Consider the following 16,681-nt stretch of genomic DNA (forward strand, 5'->3'; position numbering starts at 1 on the left):
CCTCGATCCCGCCGTCGTAGTTCGAGAGGTGGAGGACGCGCTGGTCGTGCGTGACCTCGATGACGTCCTCGATGACGTTCTTGGTGCCCGTGACGGACACCTTGCTCATCCGCTCAGGTCTGAGCATGCACCGCCTCCTCGAACTGGGTGAGGGCGTACTCGACGGCCTCGGACTCGTGCTCCGCGGCCGTCTCGCGGAGCCGTTCGCGCTCCGCTTCGCCCTCCTCGATGATCTGCTCGCGCTCGGTTTCGACCTCCTCGCGAGCCTCGGCGAGGTGTTCCTCCTTCAGCTCTGTCGCACGTTCTTCGGCCTCTTGACGTATCTCGTCGGCCCGCTGCCGGGCTTCGGCGAGGCGCTCCTCCCGGGCTTGCTCGGCGTCGGCGACGATGTCGTCGGCGTCTTGCTCGGCCTCCTGAATCCGTTCTAGAACCTCTGGCCTCGGCATGGGCTAACGGGTTGGAATTGAACGAACGCGTATAAGGTAGTTGCGAAAGGGACGAGCGTCCGAAAGACAGGAACTTATGGTCCGCGCCGCGCAATAGCTCGAGGATGGGAGTCCTCGAAGACAAAGGGCGTGCCCGGCTCTTCTACCGGTACCTCTCGACGGTGTACGATCGCATCAACCCGTTCATCTGGAACGAGGAGATGCGCGCGGAGGCCCTCGACATGCTCGCGCTCGACGACTCGGACCGCGTCCTCGACGTCGGCTGCGGCACCGGGTTCGGAACGGAAGGACTCCTCCGGTACACGGACGACGTCTACGCGCTCGATCAGAGCGAGGGGCAACTGGAGAAGGCGTGGGCGAAGCTCGGGAAGCGCGACCCCGTCTCGTTCACCTTCGGCGACGCGGAGCGCCTCCCGTTCGCCGACGACAGCTTCGATGCGATTTGGTCGTCCGGCTCCATCGAGTACTGGCCGAACCCCGTGGTCGCGCTCCGCGAGTTCCGCCGCGTCGCGAAGCCGGGCGGGAAAGTGCTCGTCGTCGGCCCGAACTACCCGCGCTCGACCCTCTTCCAGAAGCTCGCGGACGCGATCATGCTCTTCTACGACGAGGCCGAGGCCGACCGGATGTTCCGCGAGGCCGGCTTCGAGCGCTTCGAGCATCGAACGATGGGTCCATCGTACAAGCCGGACGTGGCCATCACGACGCTCGCGCGCGTTCCGGACGACGCGTGAGTCGAGTGTGCGACCCGCGTCCGGACGGTCGCGAGGGGCACGCCGTCGCGAGCGATCCGCACGACGACGCGATCGCCCGCGCGCAGTTGCGGGTCGTTCGTCCCGGCGAGACGGAACGCGGCGCGTTCGCCCGCGCGCCACGTCGAGTCCGCCGCGGCGTTGAACGGGCCGGTCGGCGCGCCGTCGAACCCCCGCTCACCGACGAACGGGACGGCCGGCTGCTGGCGGAGCGGGCGACCGTCGACGGTGACGGAGACGTCGAGGCCCTCGACGTCGAGCGGGGGACCGGCGCGGTAGACGAGGTCCACCGTCCCGTCGGCGGACGCGCTCAGAGCGAAGACGGCGGGCGTCGGCGCCGTGAGGTCGGAACCGGCTCCGGCGAACGAGGCCGCGACGATCCCGCAGAGCGCGACGCAGCACGCGAGGAGGACGACGGTTCCGACGAGTGGCGCGATCGCGCGAGTGCGTTCTGGCACGGTCGTACGGTGTCGCCGGCTTCGGTGAAGAACCCCCACCCCCACCCCCACCCGCGTTCGCGGCAGACACCACGACGACGCGCGTACGGCGCCGTAACGGGGTATGGAAAGCGTTTTGCCATCGGGGACTCCACCCGAAACTGACCATGCGGCACGCCGCCCTTCTCGTGCTCGCCGTCGCCCTCCTCGCGTTCGTCGCCCCGCCGGCGGGGACTGTCGCCGCCGCGAACGGTGACGCGCCCGGCACCGCGAACGTCGTCCTCGGTGCGCACGTCCAACCGAACGGGGACGCGCAGTGGCGCGTCTCGATCAACTACGATCTCAACGACTCGGCGGATCGAGACGGCTTCGAGCAGCTATCGAGCGAGTTCGAATCGGGCGACGTCGGGCCGTCACCGGCGGTGTTCCGCACGGCGGCGAAAGCGGCGTCGGCGCGAACGAATCGATCGATGAAGATCACCGCCGTGACCCGGACTCACGACGTCGAGGAGCGATCGAACGGGACGGCGATCGGGACGCTCACGCTCGGGTTCACGTGGACGCACTTCGCGAACGTCACCGACGGACGCGTCATGGTCGATGACGTCTTCGCGTCGGGATGGCTCGGTGATCTCCGCGACGCGCAGACGCTTCGGCTCTACCCGCCGGACGGCTATCAGGCCGAGAGCGCGCGCCCGTCGGCGCAGCTCACCGACGGTGCGCTCACGTGGCGCGGCCCCCAGACGTTCGAGAGCGGCGGGCCGAGCGCGGTGTTCGTCAGGGGGGCCGGGATCCCGTGGCTCCCCGTCGGCGGACTGGTCCTTATCGCGCTCATCGCCGGTATCGTCGGCGCGTACGTCTGGCGCGGATTCGGCGGTCGCGGGAGCCTCGAAGTCCGGGGCGGCGGTGGCGACGGGACGGAGGAGACGGCACCCGCATCCGCAGAACCGTCCGAGTCCGAGCCGTCGGGTCCGCCTCCGTCGGCGACCGACGTCGAGGGCGCGGCCTCGGACGAAACGGAGCCGACGGGCGAGCGCGGGGAGTCCACGGACGCGGATACGGAACCGGCGGAGCTGTTGAGCGACGAGGAGCGCGTCGAACGTCTCCTGCGGGAGAACGGCGGTCGGATGAAGCAGGGGGACATCGTCTCCGAGACGAAGTGGTCGGACGCGAAGGTCTCACAGCTCCTCTCGTCGATGGCCGACGCGGGCCGCGTGGAGAAGCTTCGGATCGGGAGGGAGAACCTGATCTCGCTCCCGGACGAGGGCGGAGAGGAGCGCTGAGACCGCGCGTCCAGCGAGTACGAGCGTCCGATAGCGTTTTGCGTTCGCCGGGGCTAGCCACGGTCATGGCAGAGTGTCCACTCGCGGACGAATGTCCGAACTTTCAGGAACGCATCTCGGGCATGGGATGCCAGCACCTCGGCGATCGCGGCGGCATGGACTGGTGTCAGCACTACAACCAGCCCATCGAGGATCTGAAGACCGCACCGGTCGTCCCGGGCGAGGAAGTCGTCATCGAGGTCGACGACATGCACGAGTCGGGGGCCGGAGTCGGCCGCCACGAGGGAACGGGGTTCATCGTGATGGTCGACGGCGTGCTCCCGCCGGCGCGCGTGAAGGCCACGATCACGACCGTGAAGTCCAACTACGCCCGCGCGGATCTCGTCGAGAAGCTCCCCCGGGAAGACGAGGCGAGCGAGGACGAGGCGAGCGAGGGCGAGACGGACGAAGACGAGTCGGGTGACACCGACGAGGAGTCCGACACCGGCCCCACACGCGAGCGGTTGGGGAGCCGCGAGAACTTCTGGGGACAGTAGCGCCGCGAGCGAGTGGGCACGGCGCCCGACGGTCTTCTGCGACGTTCGCTACCGGGTCGATAGCCACCCGTCCGCATCGATCCGAATATCACTCGAAAATTACCTTGATTTTATTCCATAACATATGAGATAAATTCTCTACCGGCGCGGAACACGGTTCGTGTATGTCTGAGAAGGACATCACGACGTACCTCGCAGAGAACCCGCGGATGATCGGCGCGCTGTTCACGCTCGTACTCCTGCTCGCGTCCGCCGGCAACTCGGCGGCGATGTGGGGGACGACGTTCTACGGGCCGTAAATCGGCCACGGATACGATCTCGACGACATCGACACGCGGTGCTTTTCTACGAGACAGAAGGAGACTAGCTACGTCCGTTCAGAGAGGATTGAGACGTCAATCTCGTCGCTCCAATGGAGTTCTCCGTCGACGAGCAAGGGCGCACGGCCCGAAGAGAGGACCTCGTCGAACTGTTGATGCGAGAGGTCGAACTCGTGATCAGCGGGACTGGAGAGATAGCGGATAGGGGAGTCGGTCACGATTGGTGAGGTGAATGTCCCCGGTCCGACATCACGCGTAATGTAGTCGCGAATCGAGACGGTGAGCGACTCCGAGTTGATCTCATCGGAGTCAACGACAGCGACCTTGGGACAGCCGAAGGGATATTGGCAGAGCGTGACGCCGCCGTTCCCGACGATCGTGTAGTGCGAACCGGCGGCGACGTTCTCCGTGGCGACGTTGAGGGCGCCGTGGAGGTCGAAGCCGGCGTCGAGGAGGCGCGCGGCCGAGCGACCGACTGTCGTCGCGATGCGATCGTAGACGTCCGCGAGCGTGACGACGCCGCCGAGCGCGCCGGCGTCCACGAGCGCCATCCCCTGCGCGTACGAGCGACAGCCGTTCAGGATGAAGGCGTCGGCGTGTACCGCGTCGAGGGTACGGGCGTCGAGGGTCCCGTCGCGACAGCGAACCCCGTCCTCGGTGATGTGGCCGATGAAGTGGATGAAGTCGGTCTCGGATTCGAGCGCCGCGCGGGTCTCGGCGACCGTGAGGTCGAAGTGCGTCTCGATGTCGAAGTCGATCATGTCGCGGAAGCCGTAGAGGTTCGCGGCCTCCTCGCGCATCTCCGGGTCGTTGCAGACGACGGTGACGTCGATGACGGTGTCCTCCGCGACCGTCCGATCGATCCGGCGGCGGTACGATTCGACGGTCGGCTTCGAGGCGCCGCGGGGATAGTCCTCGCCGATCCACGCGTGCCCCACCGTCTCCGCGTCGACGGGCGAGACGACGCGCCCGCCGGCCTCGTGATTCGAGTCGATCGCGCGGGCGTCGTCCACGTCGTCGGGGCGCGCGGAGCGGACGAACGCGTCGACGTCGGTGCCTCGAAAGAACTCCGAGACGGTCGTCGGATCCGGCGCCGTCGCAGTGACATCCGCGTCGGGCGCCGGGGAGCGGACGAAGGGGAGGTCGTTGACGAGGTAGGGGAGCAACTCGGCGCGATCGATCGACGGTTCGACGTCCGCGGTGAGGTGCCACGCGAAGACGCCGTCGGTGACGGCGAGCGGGACGTCGAGGTACGCGGCGGTCCGGGCCGCGAGCGGGCGCTCGTAGAGCGCGGCGAGATCGAGGTCGGCGCGCTCGGTGACGGTGTCGCGCTCCGCGAGATCGACCGGATAGAGTCCCTCCGTCCGGACGACGCAGTCGAGCGTGAAACAGTGTCTGAGGAGCGCGTTCGCGGAGCGCGAGACGTCGTCGTACGGGAACGCGAACGACCGACCACCGGCGACGACCCGCGGAGACGATCCCGGAACGACGGTCGCACAGAGGTAGTACGCAAGCGTGGACACGGCGTAGACGTCCTCGTATCGTTCCGGCACCTCGATGCGGACGTCGGTATCGGGCGGCGCGAGATCGGCCGGAGCGTCGAACGAGTCACCGCATTCGATCGTCGGCGGATGGCCCCGCATCGTCGGGAAGGATCGCTCGGGGCTCGTCGTCTTCATCGCCGAGCCGAACGTCGAGACGGCGCGCATCAGGTCACGCGGCGTGTCGGTGATCGTCACCGTTCCGGCGGGATGCTCGTGGAGCGATCTGACGCCGATCCGAACGGTCGTCGGTCCACCGAAGTCGACGACGGTCCGGTCGCCCGTCGAATCCACCGAGAGTGGCGCGTCCTCGACGCGGACGTAGAGCTTGAGCCGAACGGCGGAGACGTCGATCTCGTACGTGCCGGGGCCTCGATCGTCCCGTTCGCCGGGGGTGACGTCGAGAGTCACCCGGTCGCCCTCGTGAACGAAGATGCCGGAGAGGGTCGGAAAGACGAGTTCGTCGGTGGTGACGTCGACGGCGCGCGTCAGGGGGACGCGGAACGCGTCCGTGTCGGCGGGTTCGACCGACGCGGCGTCGAGACCGATCTCGTACGTCACGGACTCGATGTGGTCGTGGATCCGGAGGCCGCCGTCGACGCGCTCGAACTCGACGTTCACCACCGCCGGCCACCCCGCCGTTCGGAACGGTCCCGAGACGCTGGCGCCCGGCGGGTCCGCGCTCGACCCACTGGCGTAACGCTCACGGGAGAGGTGACGACGCCCACCGATTCAAACGTTACGGAGGGACCGGCTGTCGGAACGCGGGAGAATCGCTTTTGTGGTGGGACGTTGATCGAACGGACGTGCACTTCGAACTCGACGATCAGACGGCGCTCGTGACGGCGAGCACGAGCGGCCTCGGAAAGGCGTCCGCGACCGCGCTGGCCGCGGAGGGAGCGAACGTCGTGCTCTGCGGGCGCGACGAGGAACGACTCGACGCCGCGATTGAGGACGTCCGCGGGGAGGCCACCGGGGACGTCGAGGGCGTCAGCGCCGACATCACGGATCCCGACGACGTGGAGGCGCTCGTGGACGCGACGGTGGAGACCTTCGGCGGACTCGATCACCTCGTGCTCTCGGCCGGCGGCCCGCCGTCCGGTCCGTTCCTCGACATCGACGAGGCGGACTGGTACGACGCGTACGACCTACTCGTGATGAGCGCCGTTCGCGCCGTGAAGGCCGCCCATCCGCACCTCTCGGAGAGCGACGCGGGCACCGTCACGGCGATCACGTCCACGAGCGTCGAGACGCCGATCGGCGGTCTCGTGCTCTCGAACGCCGTCCGACGCGGCGTCATCGGACTCGTGGAGACGCTGGCGGTCGAACTCGCGCCCGACGTCCGCGCGAACGCCGTCATGCCGGGACCGTTCGAGACGCCGCGGATCGAGGAACTCGTCGAGCAGAGCGTCGAACGCGACGAGTACGCCGACTACGAGACCGGTCTCGCCGACAAGGCGACCGGCGTCCCGATGGATCGCGTCGGCGCGCCCCGCGAACTCGGCGACGTCGTCGCGTTCCTCGCGAGCGAGCGCGCGAGTTACATTAACGGCGTCTCGCTCCCGATCGACGGCGGGCGACTGCTGGAGTAGGGGGCGGACGGCGAGAGGCGGATCAGAACGCGTCGTCCGCGCGCAGCGCGGCGACGACGTCGCGGACGCGCTGGCTCTCAGATTTCGGCACGACGAGCACTCGATCGTCGTAGGCGACGACGACGAGATCGTCGACGCGACGAGGGAGACGTGTTTGTCGTCGCTCGCGACGACGTTTCCCGCGGCGTCCCGCGTGAGGGCGTCACTCGCGAGCGCGTTCCCGTCGGCGTCGGTACCGAGGAGCCGTTCGAGGGCGTCCCACGAACCCAGATCGTCCCACGCGAACTCGACGGGAACGACCGCGGCGCGCTCCGTGCGCTCCATGACCGCGTAGTCGACGCTCACGGGATCGACGGCCGCGTAGCCGCGTTCGGGATCGCCCTCGCGCAGGGCGTCCACGAGGGGCGCGAGCGGACCGGTCCCGGCCTCTTCGAGGAAGACGTCGGGGCGCCACGCGAACATCCCGGCGTTCCAGAGACAGCCGGCGTCCACGAGGGCCGCCGCCGTCTCGGGATCGGGCTTCTCGCAGAAGTCGGCGACGTCAGCGTAGCTCCCGTGGCTCGCGTCGGGTTCGACGTAGCCGTACTCGGTGGCCGGGCGATCCGGTTCGACGCCGAAGGTGACGAGACGGTCGCGTTCGGTGGCGACGCGGCAGCCGCGTCGGACGGCGTCGCGGAAGCCGTCGCCCACGACGTGATCGGCCGGGAGCGCGCAGACGACGGCGTCTCCGACCCGCTCGCGGACGCGGTAGCTGGCGTAGGCGAGCGCGGGTCCCGTGTCCTTCGCGGCCGGCTCGGTGAGTACCGCGGCTTCCGGGACGTGGTCGCGGACCTCGTCGGCGAAGCGTCGCGCGTGACGACGTACAGTTCGTCCGCGAACGCCGCGCGGTCGGCGGCGCGCCGGAGGAGCGAGCGGTCGTCGTCACCGAACGCGAGGAACTGCTTCGGCCGGTCGCTCCGGCTCGCCGGGTAGAGTCTGGTTCCCGTCCCCCCGGCGAGGAGGACGGCGACCGTGCTCACCACGACTCCACCTGCCCGTCCCGGAGGTCTTCGAGGCAGCCCTCACAGGCGGGGTGGTCGGCGTCGTAACACGCCGGACGCCCCGCCTCGTCGAGCGCGACGGCGCGCTTCTCCGCGTGGCGACGACAGACGATGCGGACGCGACCGGCGTCGTCGCGTGGCAGGTCACCCGCCGTCCGTCCCTCGCGATAGGCGGTGACGGTCTCCGCGTAGCGCCGCCCCGCGGAGCGCGCGAGCCGGCCGACGAACCCCTCGGCGTCGTCCTCACTCATGCGCGTCCGTAGCGTTCCCGCGGGTATAGATCTGTGCCACGCGCCCGACCACTTTCGCCGCGGTACGCGAGGGTTTATACGGCGGTAGGGCGTATCTCGGGGCGTCTCCCACCGAAACACACGCGGAGACGGAAACCCGACTATGAGCGACATACAGCAGACCGCGCAGCAGCTACACGACCAGTTCTCGGAGCATCTCGACGTCGACGTCGAGGAGATCGAAGAGCGCCTCGAACGCTACGTCGAGGAGTACAAGATCCCGCTCGACGAGGCACGACGCTCCGTCGAGAGCCACTACTTGGACGAGGCGGGAATCGAGCGCGACGAACTCGGTCGCGGCGGCAATCCGACGGTGCAGGCCGCGGACGTCGACGCGCCCGACGAGTGGGTCGACATCACGGCCAAAGTCGTCGACCTCTGGGAACCCCGCAGCGACAGCGTCGCGCAGGTCGGCCTGCTCGGCGACGAGTCCGGCACGATCAAGTTCACGAAGTGGGCGGCCTCCGACCTCGACGAGGTCGAGGAGGGGCAGGTGTACCACCTCGGCAACGTCGTCACGGACGAGTATCAGGGACGCTACTCGGTGAAGCTCAACCGCACGACCACGATCGCCGAACTGGACGAGGACATCGAGGTCGGCGACGACGAGACGACCGTCGAGGGCGCGCTCGTCGACATCCAGTCCGGGAGCGGCCTCATCAAGCGCTGCCCCCACGAGGACTGCACGCGGGTCCTCCAGAACGGCCGTTGCAGCGAGCACGGCGAGGTCGAGGGCGAGTTCGACCTCCGCATCAAGGGCGTCCTCGACGACGGGACGGACGTCCACGAGATCATCCTGAACGAGGAGGCGACGACGGACCTCACGGGCGTCACGCTCGAAGAGGCGAAACAGCAGGCGATGGACGCCCTCGACACGACCGTCGTCGCGGACGAGATGCGCGAGACGCTTCTCGGGACGTACTACCGCGTGAGCGGCCCGACGCTCGGGCGCTACGTCCTCGCGAACGACATCGAGGAGTTGAACGATCCGGTCGACGGCGAATCGGTGCTGATCAAAGCGAGGTCGATGTAAGATGTCCGAATCCGCACCCACGCGCGAAGTCGCCCGCCGCGTCTTCGCCGACGAGTTCAACGACGCCACGTTCACGTTCAAGGAATCCGACGACGAGCGCGCGCCGCTCTACAGTCTCCTCCCCACCGGGGAGAAGGCGAATCGCGTCTTCCTCGTCGGCACTCTGACGGAGACCGAGGACGTCGGCGAGGACTCGGAGTACTGGCGCGGTCGCGTCGTCGACCCGACCGGGACGTTCTTCGTCTACGCCGGCCAGTACCAACCGGACGCCGCGAGCGCGCTCCGCGAACTCGACACGCCCGCCTACGTCGCCATCGTCGGAAAGCCCCGCACCTACGAGACGGAGGACGGGACCATCAACGTCTCCGTGCGCCCCGAATCCATCACCGAGGTCGGCACCGCGACGCGCGACCGGTGGGTCGTCGAAACGGCCGAACGCACCCTCGAACGCATCGGGACCTTCGACGAGGAGGGGAACGAGTACGCCCGCCGCGTCGAAGAGGAGTACGACCTCCCGCTCCGGCGCTACAAGCGGGCCGCCATCGACGCCCTCGAATCCCTCGACGAGACCGCGGACGAAGAGGAAGAGACGGCCGAGGTCGCCTGAGCGATCGTCTGACGAAGGCTTAAGGCCCTCTCTCGGCTTCCATCCGTATGGGCAACAAGAACAAGACCGTCTCGTTCCGCGTGAACGAGGACACCTTCGACGCGCTCCGCGACATCGCGGAGGAGCGCGATCTCTCGTTGTCCGCCGTCTTCCGCGACTACGTCGACGCGCTCGTCGCCCACGACGGCCGAGTCGAAGTGGTCCCGACGGACGACGTGGGGGAGGACGTCGGTGACGAGTTCCCGCCGAAGGTCGAAGTCCCGAAGAGCTTCGTTCGCGAGCACGAACGCCTCGAACTCGAAGCCGAACACCTCCGGGAGCAACTCGACGAGCACAGGGCGTACATCAACGCCCTGCGCGACGAACTGGAGGACGCAGCGGACGTCGAGAACGTCGAGGACGTCGTCCACCTCGACGACCTCGAGAGCGAGGGCGAAGAGGAATCGTTCCGCCTCGGCTAGCGTCGATCGTCTCGTCCGTCGATCGTCTCGTCCGTCGAGCGCTACGCGCTGAGCGGCGCGTCCAGCGTGCCTACGTCCCGTGCCGCCACGATCCCATGTACTCCTCCTGCGCGGTGGAGAGCACGTCGTGCTCGATCCCTTCCGCGTCGAGCTTCGTCTCCGCGACTTCTCGATCGAGTTCGTCCGGCACCGAGTGGAGACCCGCGTCGTACTCGCCTCCACGCTCGGCGAGTTCGCGCACGCAGACCGCCTGCACGCCGAAGGACTGGTCCATGACCTCGACCGGGTGGCCGAGCGCGACGGGGCTCGCGAGGTTGACGAGACGGCCCTCCGCGAGGACGTTCACGCGCGAGCCGTCGTGGAGTTCGTATTCGCGGACGCCCTCGCGGGCCTCGCGCTCGTCCACGGCGAGCTCGGAGAGCTGCTCGAGGTTGATCTCGACGTCGAAGTGCCCGGCGTTCGCGAGGACGACGCCGTCCTGCATGACCTCGAAGTGTTTCTCGGTGATGACGTCGCGATTGCCCGTGGTCGTCACGAAGACGTCGCCGACTTTGGCCGCTTCGTCCATCGGCATGACCTCGTAGCCCTCCATGTGGGCCTCGAGGGCGCGCCGCGAGTCGACCTCGGTGACGACGACGTTCGCGTTCTGGCCGGCGGCCTTCTTCGCGACGCCGCGGCCGCAGTAGCCGTACCCCGAGACGACGACGGTCTTGCCCGCCCACGCGAGGTTCGTCGTCATCGCGATGTTCGCGAGCGCGGACTCCCCGGTGCCGTGCACGTTGTCGAAGAGGTGCTTCATCGGGGTGTCGTTCACGTTGAACATCGGGTAGTCGAGGGCGCCCTCCTGATCCATCGCGCGCAAGCGATGCACGCCGGTCGTCGTCTCCTCCGTCCCGCCGACGATGTCCTCGATGAGTTCGGGGTACTCCTCGTGGATGCGGAAGACGAGGTCGCCCCCGTCGTCCACGGTGATGGTCGGCTCCGTCGCGATGACGGCGTCCATCGCCTCGTAATACGCCTCGTCGTCCACGCCGCGCTTCGCGTACGACGTGATGTTCTCGTGAGCGTCGAGCGCCGCGCTCACGTCGTCGTGCGTCGAGAGCGGGTTGCAGCCCGTGATGGCGACCTCGGCGCCCGCGTCCGCGAGCGCCTCGACGAGGACGGCGGTCTTCGCCTCGACGTGAAGCGCCATTCCGACGCGGTGGTCGCGCAGCGGCTCGCCGGCCTCGAACTGCTCGCGAAGGGCGGTGAGGATGGGCATGTGTTCGAGCGCCCAGTCCATCTTGCGGCGACCCTCCTCGACGTGTGCGTCGAGGTCGTCGAGGCGGTCGCTGATAGGTGCGGCCGTGTCCATACGCGTGACTCGACGGGACGGGTGGAAAACGCTTCGGATACCGCGCGTGTCGTCCTCGGACTCTCACTCGGCCCGAGCGACGAGATCGCGGGCGCGCTCGGTGGCACGCTCGCGTACCGCGTCCTCGTCCAGCGTCAGCACCTCGCGGTCGCGCACGAGCACGTCGCCGTCGCAGACGGTGTGTTTGACGTCGCTCCCCCGCGTCGCGTACGCGAGGTTCGAGACGGCGTCGTGCGTCGGCGTCAGGTGCGCCGCCTCGAAGTCGACGACCGCGAGATCGGCCTTCTTGCCGGCCGCGATCCGCCCCGCGTCGAAACCGAGGGCGTCCGCACCGCCCGCCGTCGCCATCTCCACGACCGCCTCCGCGGGGACGGCGCTCGCGTCGTTCGCCGCGTGCTTGCCGAGCATCGCCGCGTCGCGCATCTCGTCGAAGAGGTCGAGATCGTTGTTCGACGCCGCGCCGTCCGTCCCGAGCGCGACGGTCACGCCTTCGCGTCTGTATGCGGGGATCGGTGCCGCACCCGACGCGAGCTTCATGTTCGACGCCGGGCAGTGGACGACCGCCGTCCCGCGCTCGGCGATCAACGCGATCTCCGCCGCGTCGCTGTGGACGCCGTGCGCGACGAAGTCCGACTCACCGAGCATCCCGACGTCGTCGGCGTATTCGAGCGGTCGCTCGCCGCGCTCGTCGACGATCGGATCGACCTCGTCGCGGGTCTCGTTCGCGTGGAAGTGCAGGGGGACGCCGGCCTCGCGGGCCGCGGGGACGTACTCGCGCAGGAGTGCCTCGTCGACCGTCGTGAGGCTGTGCGGCGTGTACATGGTTTGGACGCGACCGTCCGCGTACCCGTCGTACTCGCGCGCGAAGGCGAGGCTCTCCTCGTGGTCGGCGCGCGCGTCGTCTTCGTCCTTCCCGACGCCGACGACGCCGTGGCCCAGCCGGGCGCGCAGGCCCGCGTCCGCGACGGCCTCGGCCACTTCGGGCATCGAGAAGTACATGTCCGCGAACGCCGTCGTCCCCGACTTCAGGAGTTCGACGAGCGCCAGTTCCGTCCCCGCACGGATGTCGTCGTCCGTCAGCTCGGCCTCGACCGGCCAAACGTCCTCTCGGAGCCACGTTTCGAGGGGTTTGTCGTCCGCGTACCCCCGCAGGAGCGTCATCGCCGCGTGGCAGTGCGCGTTCACGAGGCCGGGCATCACCAGACAGCCCGCGGCGTCCAGCGTCTCGTCGCCGTCGCCGGTGTCGCCCACCGCGACGATCTCGCCCGACTCGTCGTCCACGAGCACGTCGCCCTCGGTCACCGAGAGATCCGGGTGGAGGACGCGACCGCCCGCGATACGGAGCGTGGCCATACCCGTCAGTTCGGCCGGCGTCGCCTCAATCCGTCGGTTCGCCGGGCGACCGATGGTCGCCGTTCGTCCGTCGTGTTAGCCCTCGCCGGGGTTGACCACCACACCTTAGGCCCCCCTCTGCCACCTATTCGCATGAAGATCGCCGTCCCGAACAAGGGCCGCCTGCACGACCCGACGCTCGACCTCCTCGATCGCGCGGGTCTCGCCGTCGAGGCCGGCTCCGACCGCCAACTCTACGCCGACACCGTCGACCCCGACGTGAGCGTGCTGTTCGCGCGCGCCGCCGACATCCCCGAGTACGTCGCGGACGGCGCGGCCGACCTCGGCATCACCGGCTACGACCAGCACCGCGAGTCGCGCGTCGAGAACGTCAGCGACCTCCTCGATCTCGAATACGGCTCGTGTCGCCTCGTCCTCGCCGCTCCCGAGGACGGCGAGATCGAGACCCCCGACGATCTCGATGGCCGGACCGTCGCCACCGAGTTCCCGACCGTCACCGCGGGCTACTTCGACGGGAGGGAAATCGACGTGGACGTCGTCGAGGTGACGGGCGCGACCGAACTCACCCCGCACGTCGAGATGGCCGACGCCATCGTCGACATCACCTCCACGGGGACGACCCTCCGGATGAACCACCTCGCCGTCGTGGACGAGGTGCTCGATTCCTCCGTGCGCCTCTTCGCTCGCGACGACGTCGCCGAGACGCGCGACGTCGAGCGCGTCGCCACCGCGCTGCGCTCCGTCCTCGACGCCTCGGGCAAACGCTACGTGATGTTGAACGTCGACGAATCGGACCGTCCCGCCGTCGAGGAGGTGCTTCCGGGCATGGGCGGCCCGACCGTGATGGACGTCGAGGGCGAGGAGAGCGTCGCCGTCCACGCCGTCGTCGACGAACGCGACGTCTTCGCCACCGTCGCCGAACTGAAGGACGTCGGCGCGCGCGACGTCCTCGTCACCGAGATCGAGCGCTTAGTGCGCTAGCCACTCCCGCAGTCGATCGCCGACGCGCTCGCCGAGTGCCGCCGCTTTCGCGGGCACGAACCACAGGAGCGCGCTGCCGATCGCCACGGCGCAGAGGGAGATGGCGTGCGATCGCAGGCTCGCGGCGTCCGGGCTGAGGTAGACGAGGGCCGCCGCGCCCCCGAGGCCGAGCCAGACGAGACCGTAGCGGTCGTCGAGGCGGTCGGTGAGGACGGCGGCGAGGACGGCGACGCAGGCGACGCCGAGGACGGCGGCGAGCGTCGTCGTGGGCGCGAGCACGTAGCTCGCGGCGAACAGCGCGGCGGAGACGACGACCATCAGGGCGCTCGATCGGAACGCCTGCCGGCGATACGAGGGCGGCATACCCACTAATACCGGCGCGAAGGTGAAAACGATGCCCCCGAGTTTCCGGCCCCGTAACCGACGGAGCCAGTGACGAAACTCTAGCGTTCGGCGACCGAGCGGTTCGAAGAACCCGGTAGGTCGCCGATTCACTCGCCGGAGGCGAGGCCGAGGAACCCCCGATAGGGGGTGCCGACGGCTTTTAGCGTAGCTTTTGTCAGCGCGCGAAGCGCGCGCAGCAAAAGGTACTATTCGAGCAGGCCTAGCTCTTCGAGCCGCGAGACGATCTTGTCGACGGCCTTCTCGGCGTCCTCGGGTTCCTTCCCGCCGGTGATGACGAGCTTGCCGGAGCCGAAGAGGAGCGCGACGACCTCGGGACCGTCGAGGCGGTAGACGAGACCGGGGAACTGCTCGGGCTCGTACTCGATGTTTTCGAGACCGAGACCGATGGCGATGGCGTTGAGGTTGAGCTGGTGACCGAGGTCGGCGCTCGTGACGATGTTCTGGACGACGATCTCGGGTTCGTCCTCGACTTTGATGTCGAGCTCGCGGAGCTTATCGAAGACGATGCGGAGGGACTCGTGGACGTCCTCGGTGCTCTTCGCGCCGGTGCAGACGATCTTGCCGGAGCGGAAGATGAGCGCGGCGCTCTTGGGGTTCTGCGTGCGATAGACGAGACCGGGGAACTGCTCGGGATCGTAGTCCGCCCCTTCGAGGTCCATCGCGACGGACTGCAGGTCGAGCTCCTGTCCGATGCCCGTCGACGCGACCACGTTTTCAATGTTGATGGTTTCCTTTGGGTCGGTCATCCTTCGTCTTTAAGTCGTATTTAACCTTTATAAAGGTTGGCGGTCCCGACACCGACTGCCTTATATCGCCGGGTCGTCCGACAGAACGAGGGTCGTGGCCGCCCGAGACCGCCCGTGTACTGCCTCGAACTCGCCGGGGAGGACGACGCCTTCGCGTCCGCCGAGGCGGCTGCCGGGGCCGCTACCGACGTCGAACGGATCGCGCCCGGCCTCGCCGTTGCCGCCGACGTCGATCCGGCGGGCGTGCGGACGCTCGCCTACACCCGCCACGCGGACGCGCTCCTCGCGCGGACGGACGCGACGATCGACGCGGCCGTCGCCGCCCTCGACGCGAACGGGATCGACCGCGTGGGGAGCGTCGCCGTCCGCGCCCGGGACGTCCGCAACACCACCGGTATCGACACCCAGCGCGCCGAGCGCGCCCTCGGAAGCGCGCTCGTCGACCGCGGCTTCTCGGTCGATCTCGACGATCCCGACCACGAACTCCGCGCCTGCTTCAGCGACGGCGTCTGCTGTCTCGGCTGGCACGCCGTTTCCTCCTCCCGGGACTACGGGACGCGCAAGCCGACCGATCGGCCGTTCTTCCAGCCGGGGAGCATGGACCCGCTGCTGGCGCGGGCCTGCGTGAACCTCGCGGGCGTGGATCGCCACGCGACGCTCCTCGATCCGATGTGCGGGACGGGCGGCGTGCTCATCGAGGCCGGTCTCGTCGGCGCGGACGTCGTCGGCAACGACGCACAGGAGAAGATGGTCCGCGGGAGCCGGGAGAACCTCGATCGCTACCTCGACGATCACGCCCTCGTCCGCGGGGACGCGACCAGACTCGCCCTCCGAGACGACGCCGTCGACTGCGCGGTCTTCGACGCGCCGTACGGTCGCCAATCGAAGATCGAGACCCACCGCCTCGACGATCTCGTCGCGGGCGCGCTCGCCGAGGTGCGACGCGTCGCCGCGGGCCGATGCGTCCTCGTCGCCGATCGCGACTGGCGCGACGCGGCCGCCGACGCGGGGTGGACGGTGCGCGAACGCTTCGAGCGTCGCGTCCACCGATCGCTCACGCGAACGATCCTCGTCCTCGCCTAGGCCGTGAGTCGCGTCCAGACGCGCCGATAGTTCGCGACCGCGACGGCGAGGAGCGCGCCGAGGATCCAACAGCCGACGGCGACGCCGGTCTCGCTCGGCGGCACGTCGAGCCGCGCCAGTTGCCACCCCGCGTAGCTCAGCACGCCGGTCGCGAGCGCCCATCGGAAGAACCCCCCGTAGGAGACGGGCAGACGGCCAGTCTCGACGAGGGCGACGGCGATCGCCCCGCTCAGGAGCACGAGCGCGACCGCCACGACACCCGGGAGCACCGGGAGAAACGCGACAGCGAACGGGAGCGCCGCGATGCAGCCGACGACGGCGGTCTCAAGTCTCCGTCCCGCGCGACGGAGCCAGCCGCGCCCGCTCGCGTCGTCGTTCTCGTCCGTCATCGGTTCTGACATCTGTTCGTGCTGGTCGCCGCGTC

General features: G+C 68.7%; 18 protein-coding genes and 1 pseudogene. 10 read left to right on the forward strand and 9 right to left on the reverse strand.

The features are described from left to right. Window positions 1-113: 113 nt before the first annotated feature. A complete protein-coding gene (gene ahaH / locus AOZ13_RS04905) occupies window positions 114-446 on the reverse strand; it encodes an ATP synthase archaeal subunit H (RefSeq protein ID WP_081641596.1) in 333 nt (110 codons plus the stop codon). Window positions 447-550: 104 nt separating this feature from the next. Between ahaH and AOZ13_RS04910 the strand changes: the two genes are divergently transcribed. From AOZ13_RS04910 to AOZ13_RS15245, 4 genes are all read left to right on the forward strand, one after another. After that, window positions 551-1,177: a methyltransferase domain-containing protein gene (locus tag AOZ13_RS04910; RefSeq protein ID WP_021779976.1), complete on the forward strand. Its 627-nt coding sequence runs from the start codon at window positions 551-553 to the stop codon at window positions 1,175-1,177. Window positions 1,178-1,799: 622 nt separating this feature from the next. Next, a complete protein-coding gene (locus tag AOZ13_RS04920) occupies window positions 1,800-2,915 on the forward strand; it encodes a helix-turn-helix transcriptional regulator (RefSeq protein ID WP_020220976.1) in 1,116 nt (371 codons plus the stop codon). Window positions 2,916-2,980: 65 nt separating this feature from the next. Further along, a complete protein-coding gene (locus AOZ13_RS04925) occupies window positions 2,981-3,451 on the forward strand; it encodes a TRAM domain-containing protein (protein WP_020220977.1) in 471 nt (156 codons plus the stop codon). A 164-nt stretch (window positions 3,452-3,615) separates the two neighbouring features. Continuing rightward, window positions 3,616-3,750, forward strand: a complete 135-nt coding sequence (locus AOZ13_RS15245) for a DUF7503 family protein (RefSeq protein ID WP_020220978.1) — start codon at window positions 3,616-3,618, stop codon at window positions 3,748-3,750. A 68-nt stretch (window positions 3,751-3,818) separates the two neighbouring features. Here the strand turns inward: AOZ13_RS15245 and AOZ13_RS04930 are convergent, their stop codons facing one another. Then, window positions 3,819-5,933 (reverse strand): hypothetical protein, encoded by a 2,115-nt coding sequence (locus AOZ13_RS04930; protein WP_049933853.1) that lies wholly within the window; start codon window positions 5,931-5,933, stop codon window positions 3,819-3,821. 185 nt (window positions 5,934-6,118) lie between these two features. Here AOZ13_RS04930 and AOZ13_RS04935 point away from each other — a divergent pair, with 185 nt between their 5' ends. Continuing rightward, the gene (locus AOZ13_RS04935; protein ID WP_020220979.1) at window positions 6,119-6,904 is read left to right on the forward strand and encodes an SDR family oxidoreductase; all 786 of its coding nucleotides are present in this window, start codon (window positions 6,119-6,121) and stop codon (window positions 6,902-6,904) included. A gap of 22 nt (window positions 6,905-6,926) precedes the next feature. Here the strand turns inward: AOZ13_RS04935 and AOZ13_RS04940 are convergent. Both AOZ13_RS04940 and AOZ13_RS04945 read right to left on the reverse strand, forming a co-directional pair. Then, window positions 6,927-7,926, reverse strand: a pseudogene (locus tag AOZ13_RS04940) (mannose-1-phosphate guanylyltransferase). Next, window positions 7,920-8,195: a DUF7091 family protein gene (locus AOZ13_RS04945; protein ID WP_020220981.1), complete on the reverse strand. Its 276-nt coding sequence runs from the start codon at window positions 8,193-8,195 to the stop codon at window positions 7,920-7,922. The pseudogene AOZ13_RS04940 and the gene AOZ13_RS04945 overlap by 7 nt, the downstream one beginning before the upstream one ends. Before the next feature lie 142 nt (window positions 8,196-8,337). Between AOZ13_RS04945 and AOZ13_RS04950 the strand changes: the two genes are divergently transcribed. The 3 genes from AOZ13_RS04950 to AOZ13_RS04960 are packed head-to-tail and all read left to right on the forward strand — an operon-like array spanning window position 8,338 to window position 10,335. Then, window positions 8,338-9,267 (forward strand): replication protein A, encoded by a 930-nt coding sequence (locus tag AOZ13_RS04950; RefSeq protein ID WP_020220982.1) that lies wholly within the window; start codon window positions 8,338-8,340, stop codon window positions 9,265-9,267. Between the two features lies 1 nt (window position 9,268). After that, window positions 9,269-9,874: an RPA family protein gene (locus AOZ13_RS04955; RefSeq protein ID WP_020220983.1), complete on the forward strand. Its 606-nt coding sequence runs from the start codon at window positions 9,269-9,271 to the stop codon at window positions 9,872-9,874. Between the two features lie 47 nt (window positions 9,875-9,921). After that, the gene (locus AOZ13_RS04960) at window positions 9,922-10,335 is read left to right on the forward strand and encodes a hypothetical protein (protein ID WP_020220984.1); all 414 of its coding nucleotides are present in this window, start codon (window positions 9,922-9,924) and stop codon (window positions 10,333-10,335) included. Window positions 10,336-10,405: 70 nt separating this feature from the next. On the opposite strand, the gene AOZ13_RS04965 is transcribed toward AOZ13_RS04960, so the two are convergent. Further along, a complete protein-coding gene (locus AOZ13_RS04965; protein ID WP_020220985.1) occupies window positions 10,406-11,689 on the reverse strand; it encodes an adenosylhomocysteinase in 1,284 nt (427 codons plus the stop codon). Window positions 11,690-11,752: 63 nt separating this feature from the next. Further along, window positions 11,753-13,042 carry an amidohydrolase gene (locus AOZ13_RS04970; RefSeq protein ID WP_021779982.1) on the reverse strand — a complete coding sequence of 430 codons (1,290 nt, stop codon included), beginning with the start codon at window positions 13,040-13,042 and terminating at the stop codon, window positions 11,753-11,755. A gap of 132 nt (window positions 13,043-13,174) precedes the next feature. On the opposite strand from AOZ13_RS04970, the gene hisG reads away from it, so the two are divergent. Next, entirely contained in the window at window positions 13,175-14,023 is an 849-nt protein-coding gene (hisG, locus tag AOZ13_RS04975) for an ATP phosphoribosyltransferase (RefSeq protein ID WP_020220987.1), read from the forward strand. On the opposite strand, the gene AOZ13_RS04980 is transcribed toward hisG, so the two are convergent. Both AOZ13_RS04980 and AOZ13_RS04985 read right to left on the reverse strand, forming a co-directional pair. Next, window positions 14,012-14,386 (reverse strand): hypothetical protein, encoded by a 375-nt coding sequence (locus tag AOZ13_RS04980; protein ID WP_020220988.1) that lies wholly within the window; start codon window positions 14,384-14,386, stop codon window positions 14,012-14,014. The genes hisG and AOZ13_RS04980 overlap by 12 nt on opposite strands. Window positions 14,387-14,613: 227 nt before the next feature. Further along, window positions 14,614-15,174, reverse strand: a complete 561-nt coding sequence (locus AOZ13_RS04985; RefSeq protein ID WP_021779984.1) for a TATA-box-binding protein — start codon at window positions 15,172-15,174, stop codon at window positions 14,614-14,616. A 114-nt stretch (window positions 15,175-15,288) separates the two neighbouring features. On the opposite strand from AOZ13_RS04985, the gene AOZ13_RS04990 reads away from it, so the two are divergent. Then, window positions 15,289-16,257, forward strand: coding sequence for a TIGR01177 family methyltransferase (locus tag AOZ13_RS04990; protein WP_021779985.1), 969 nt, complete (start codon window positions 15,289-15,291; stop codon window positions 16,255-16,257). Here AOZ13_RS04990 and AOZ13_RS04995 read toward each other — a convergent pair. After that, a complete protein-coding gene (locus AOZ13_RS04995; protein ID WP_148286766.1) occupies window positions 16,254-16,658 on the reverse strand; it encodes a hypothetical protein in 405 nt (134 codons plus the stop codon). The two genes, AOZ13_RS04990 and AOZ13_RS04995, sit on opposite strands and share 4 nt — an antisense overlap. Window positions 16,659-16,681 lie beyond the last annotated feature (23 nt).

This window comes from Halarchaeum acidiphilum MH1-52-1, assembly GCF_000474235.1.
Taxonomy (GTDB): domain Archaea; phylum Halobacteriota; class Halobacteria; order Halobacteriales; family Halobacteriaceae; genus Halarchaeum; species Halarchaeum acidiphilum.

Coding starts and splice junctions, on each gene's coding strand:
- ahaH (WP_081641596.1), bottom strand. CDS start 446: ATGCCGAGGCCAGAGGTTCTAGAACGGATTCAGGAGGCCGAGCAAGAC.
- AOZ13_RS04910 (WP_021779976.1), top strand. CDS start 551: ATGGGAGTCCTCGAAGACAAAGGGCGTGCCCGGCTCTTCTACCGGTAC.
- AOZ13_RS04920 (WP_020220976.1), top strand. CDS start 1,800: ATGCGGCACGCCGCCCTTCTCGTGCTCGCCGTCGCCCTCCTCGCGTTC.
- AOZ13_RS04925 (WP_020220977.1), top strand. CDS start 2,981: ATGGCAGAGTGTCCACTCGCGGACGAATGTCCGAACTTTCAGGAACGC.
- AOZ13_RS15245 (WP_020220978.1), top strand. CDS start 3,616: ATGTCTGAGAAGGACATCACGACGTACCTCGCAGAGAACCCGCGGATG.
- AOZ13_RS04945 (WP_020220981.1), bottom strand. CDS start 8,195: ATGAGTGAGGACGACGCCGAGGGGTTCGTCGGCCGGCTCGCGCGCTCC.
- AOZ13_RS04950 (WP_020220982.1), top strand. CDS start 8,338: ATGAGCGACATACAGCAGACCGCGCAGCAGCTACACGACCAGTTCTCG.
- AOZ13_RS04955 (WP_020220983.1), top strand. CDS start 9,269: ATGTCCGAATCCGCACCCACGCGCGAAGTCGCCCGCCGCGTCTTCGCC.
- AOZ13_RS04960 (WP_020220984.1), top strand. CDS start 9,922: ATGGGCAACAAGAACAAGACCGTCTCGTTCCGCGTGAACGAGGACACC.
- AOZ13_RS04965 (WP_020220985.1), bottom strand. CDS start 11,689: ATGGACACGGCCGCACCTATCAGCGACCGCCTCGACGACCTCGACGCA.
- AOZ13_RS04970 (WP_021779982.1), bottom strand. CDS start 13,042: ATGGCCACGCTCCGTATCGCGGGCGGTCGCGTCCTCCACCCGGATCTC.
- hisG (WP_020220987.1), top strand. CDS start 13,175: ATGAAGATCGCCGTCCCGAACAAGGGCCGCCTGCACGACCCGACGCTC.
- AOZ13_RS04980 (WP_020220988.1), bottom strand. CDS start 14,386: ATGCCGCCCTCGTATCGCCGGCAGGCGTTCCGATCGAGCGCCCTGATG.
- AOZ13_RS04985 (WP_021779984.1), bottom strand. CDS start 15,174: ATGACCGACCCAAAGGAAACCATCAACATTGAAAACGTGGTCGCGTCG.
- AOZ13_RS04995 (WP_148286766.1), bottom strand. CDS start 16,658: ATGTCAGAACCGATGACGGACGAGAACGACGACGCGAGCGGGCGCGGC.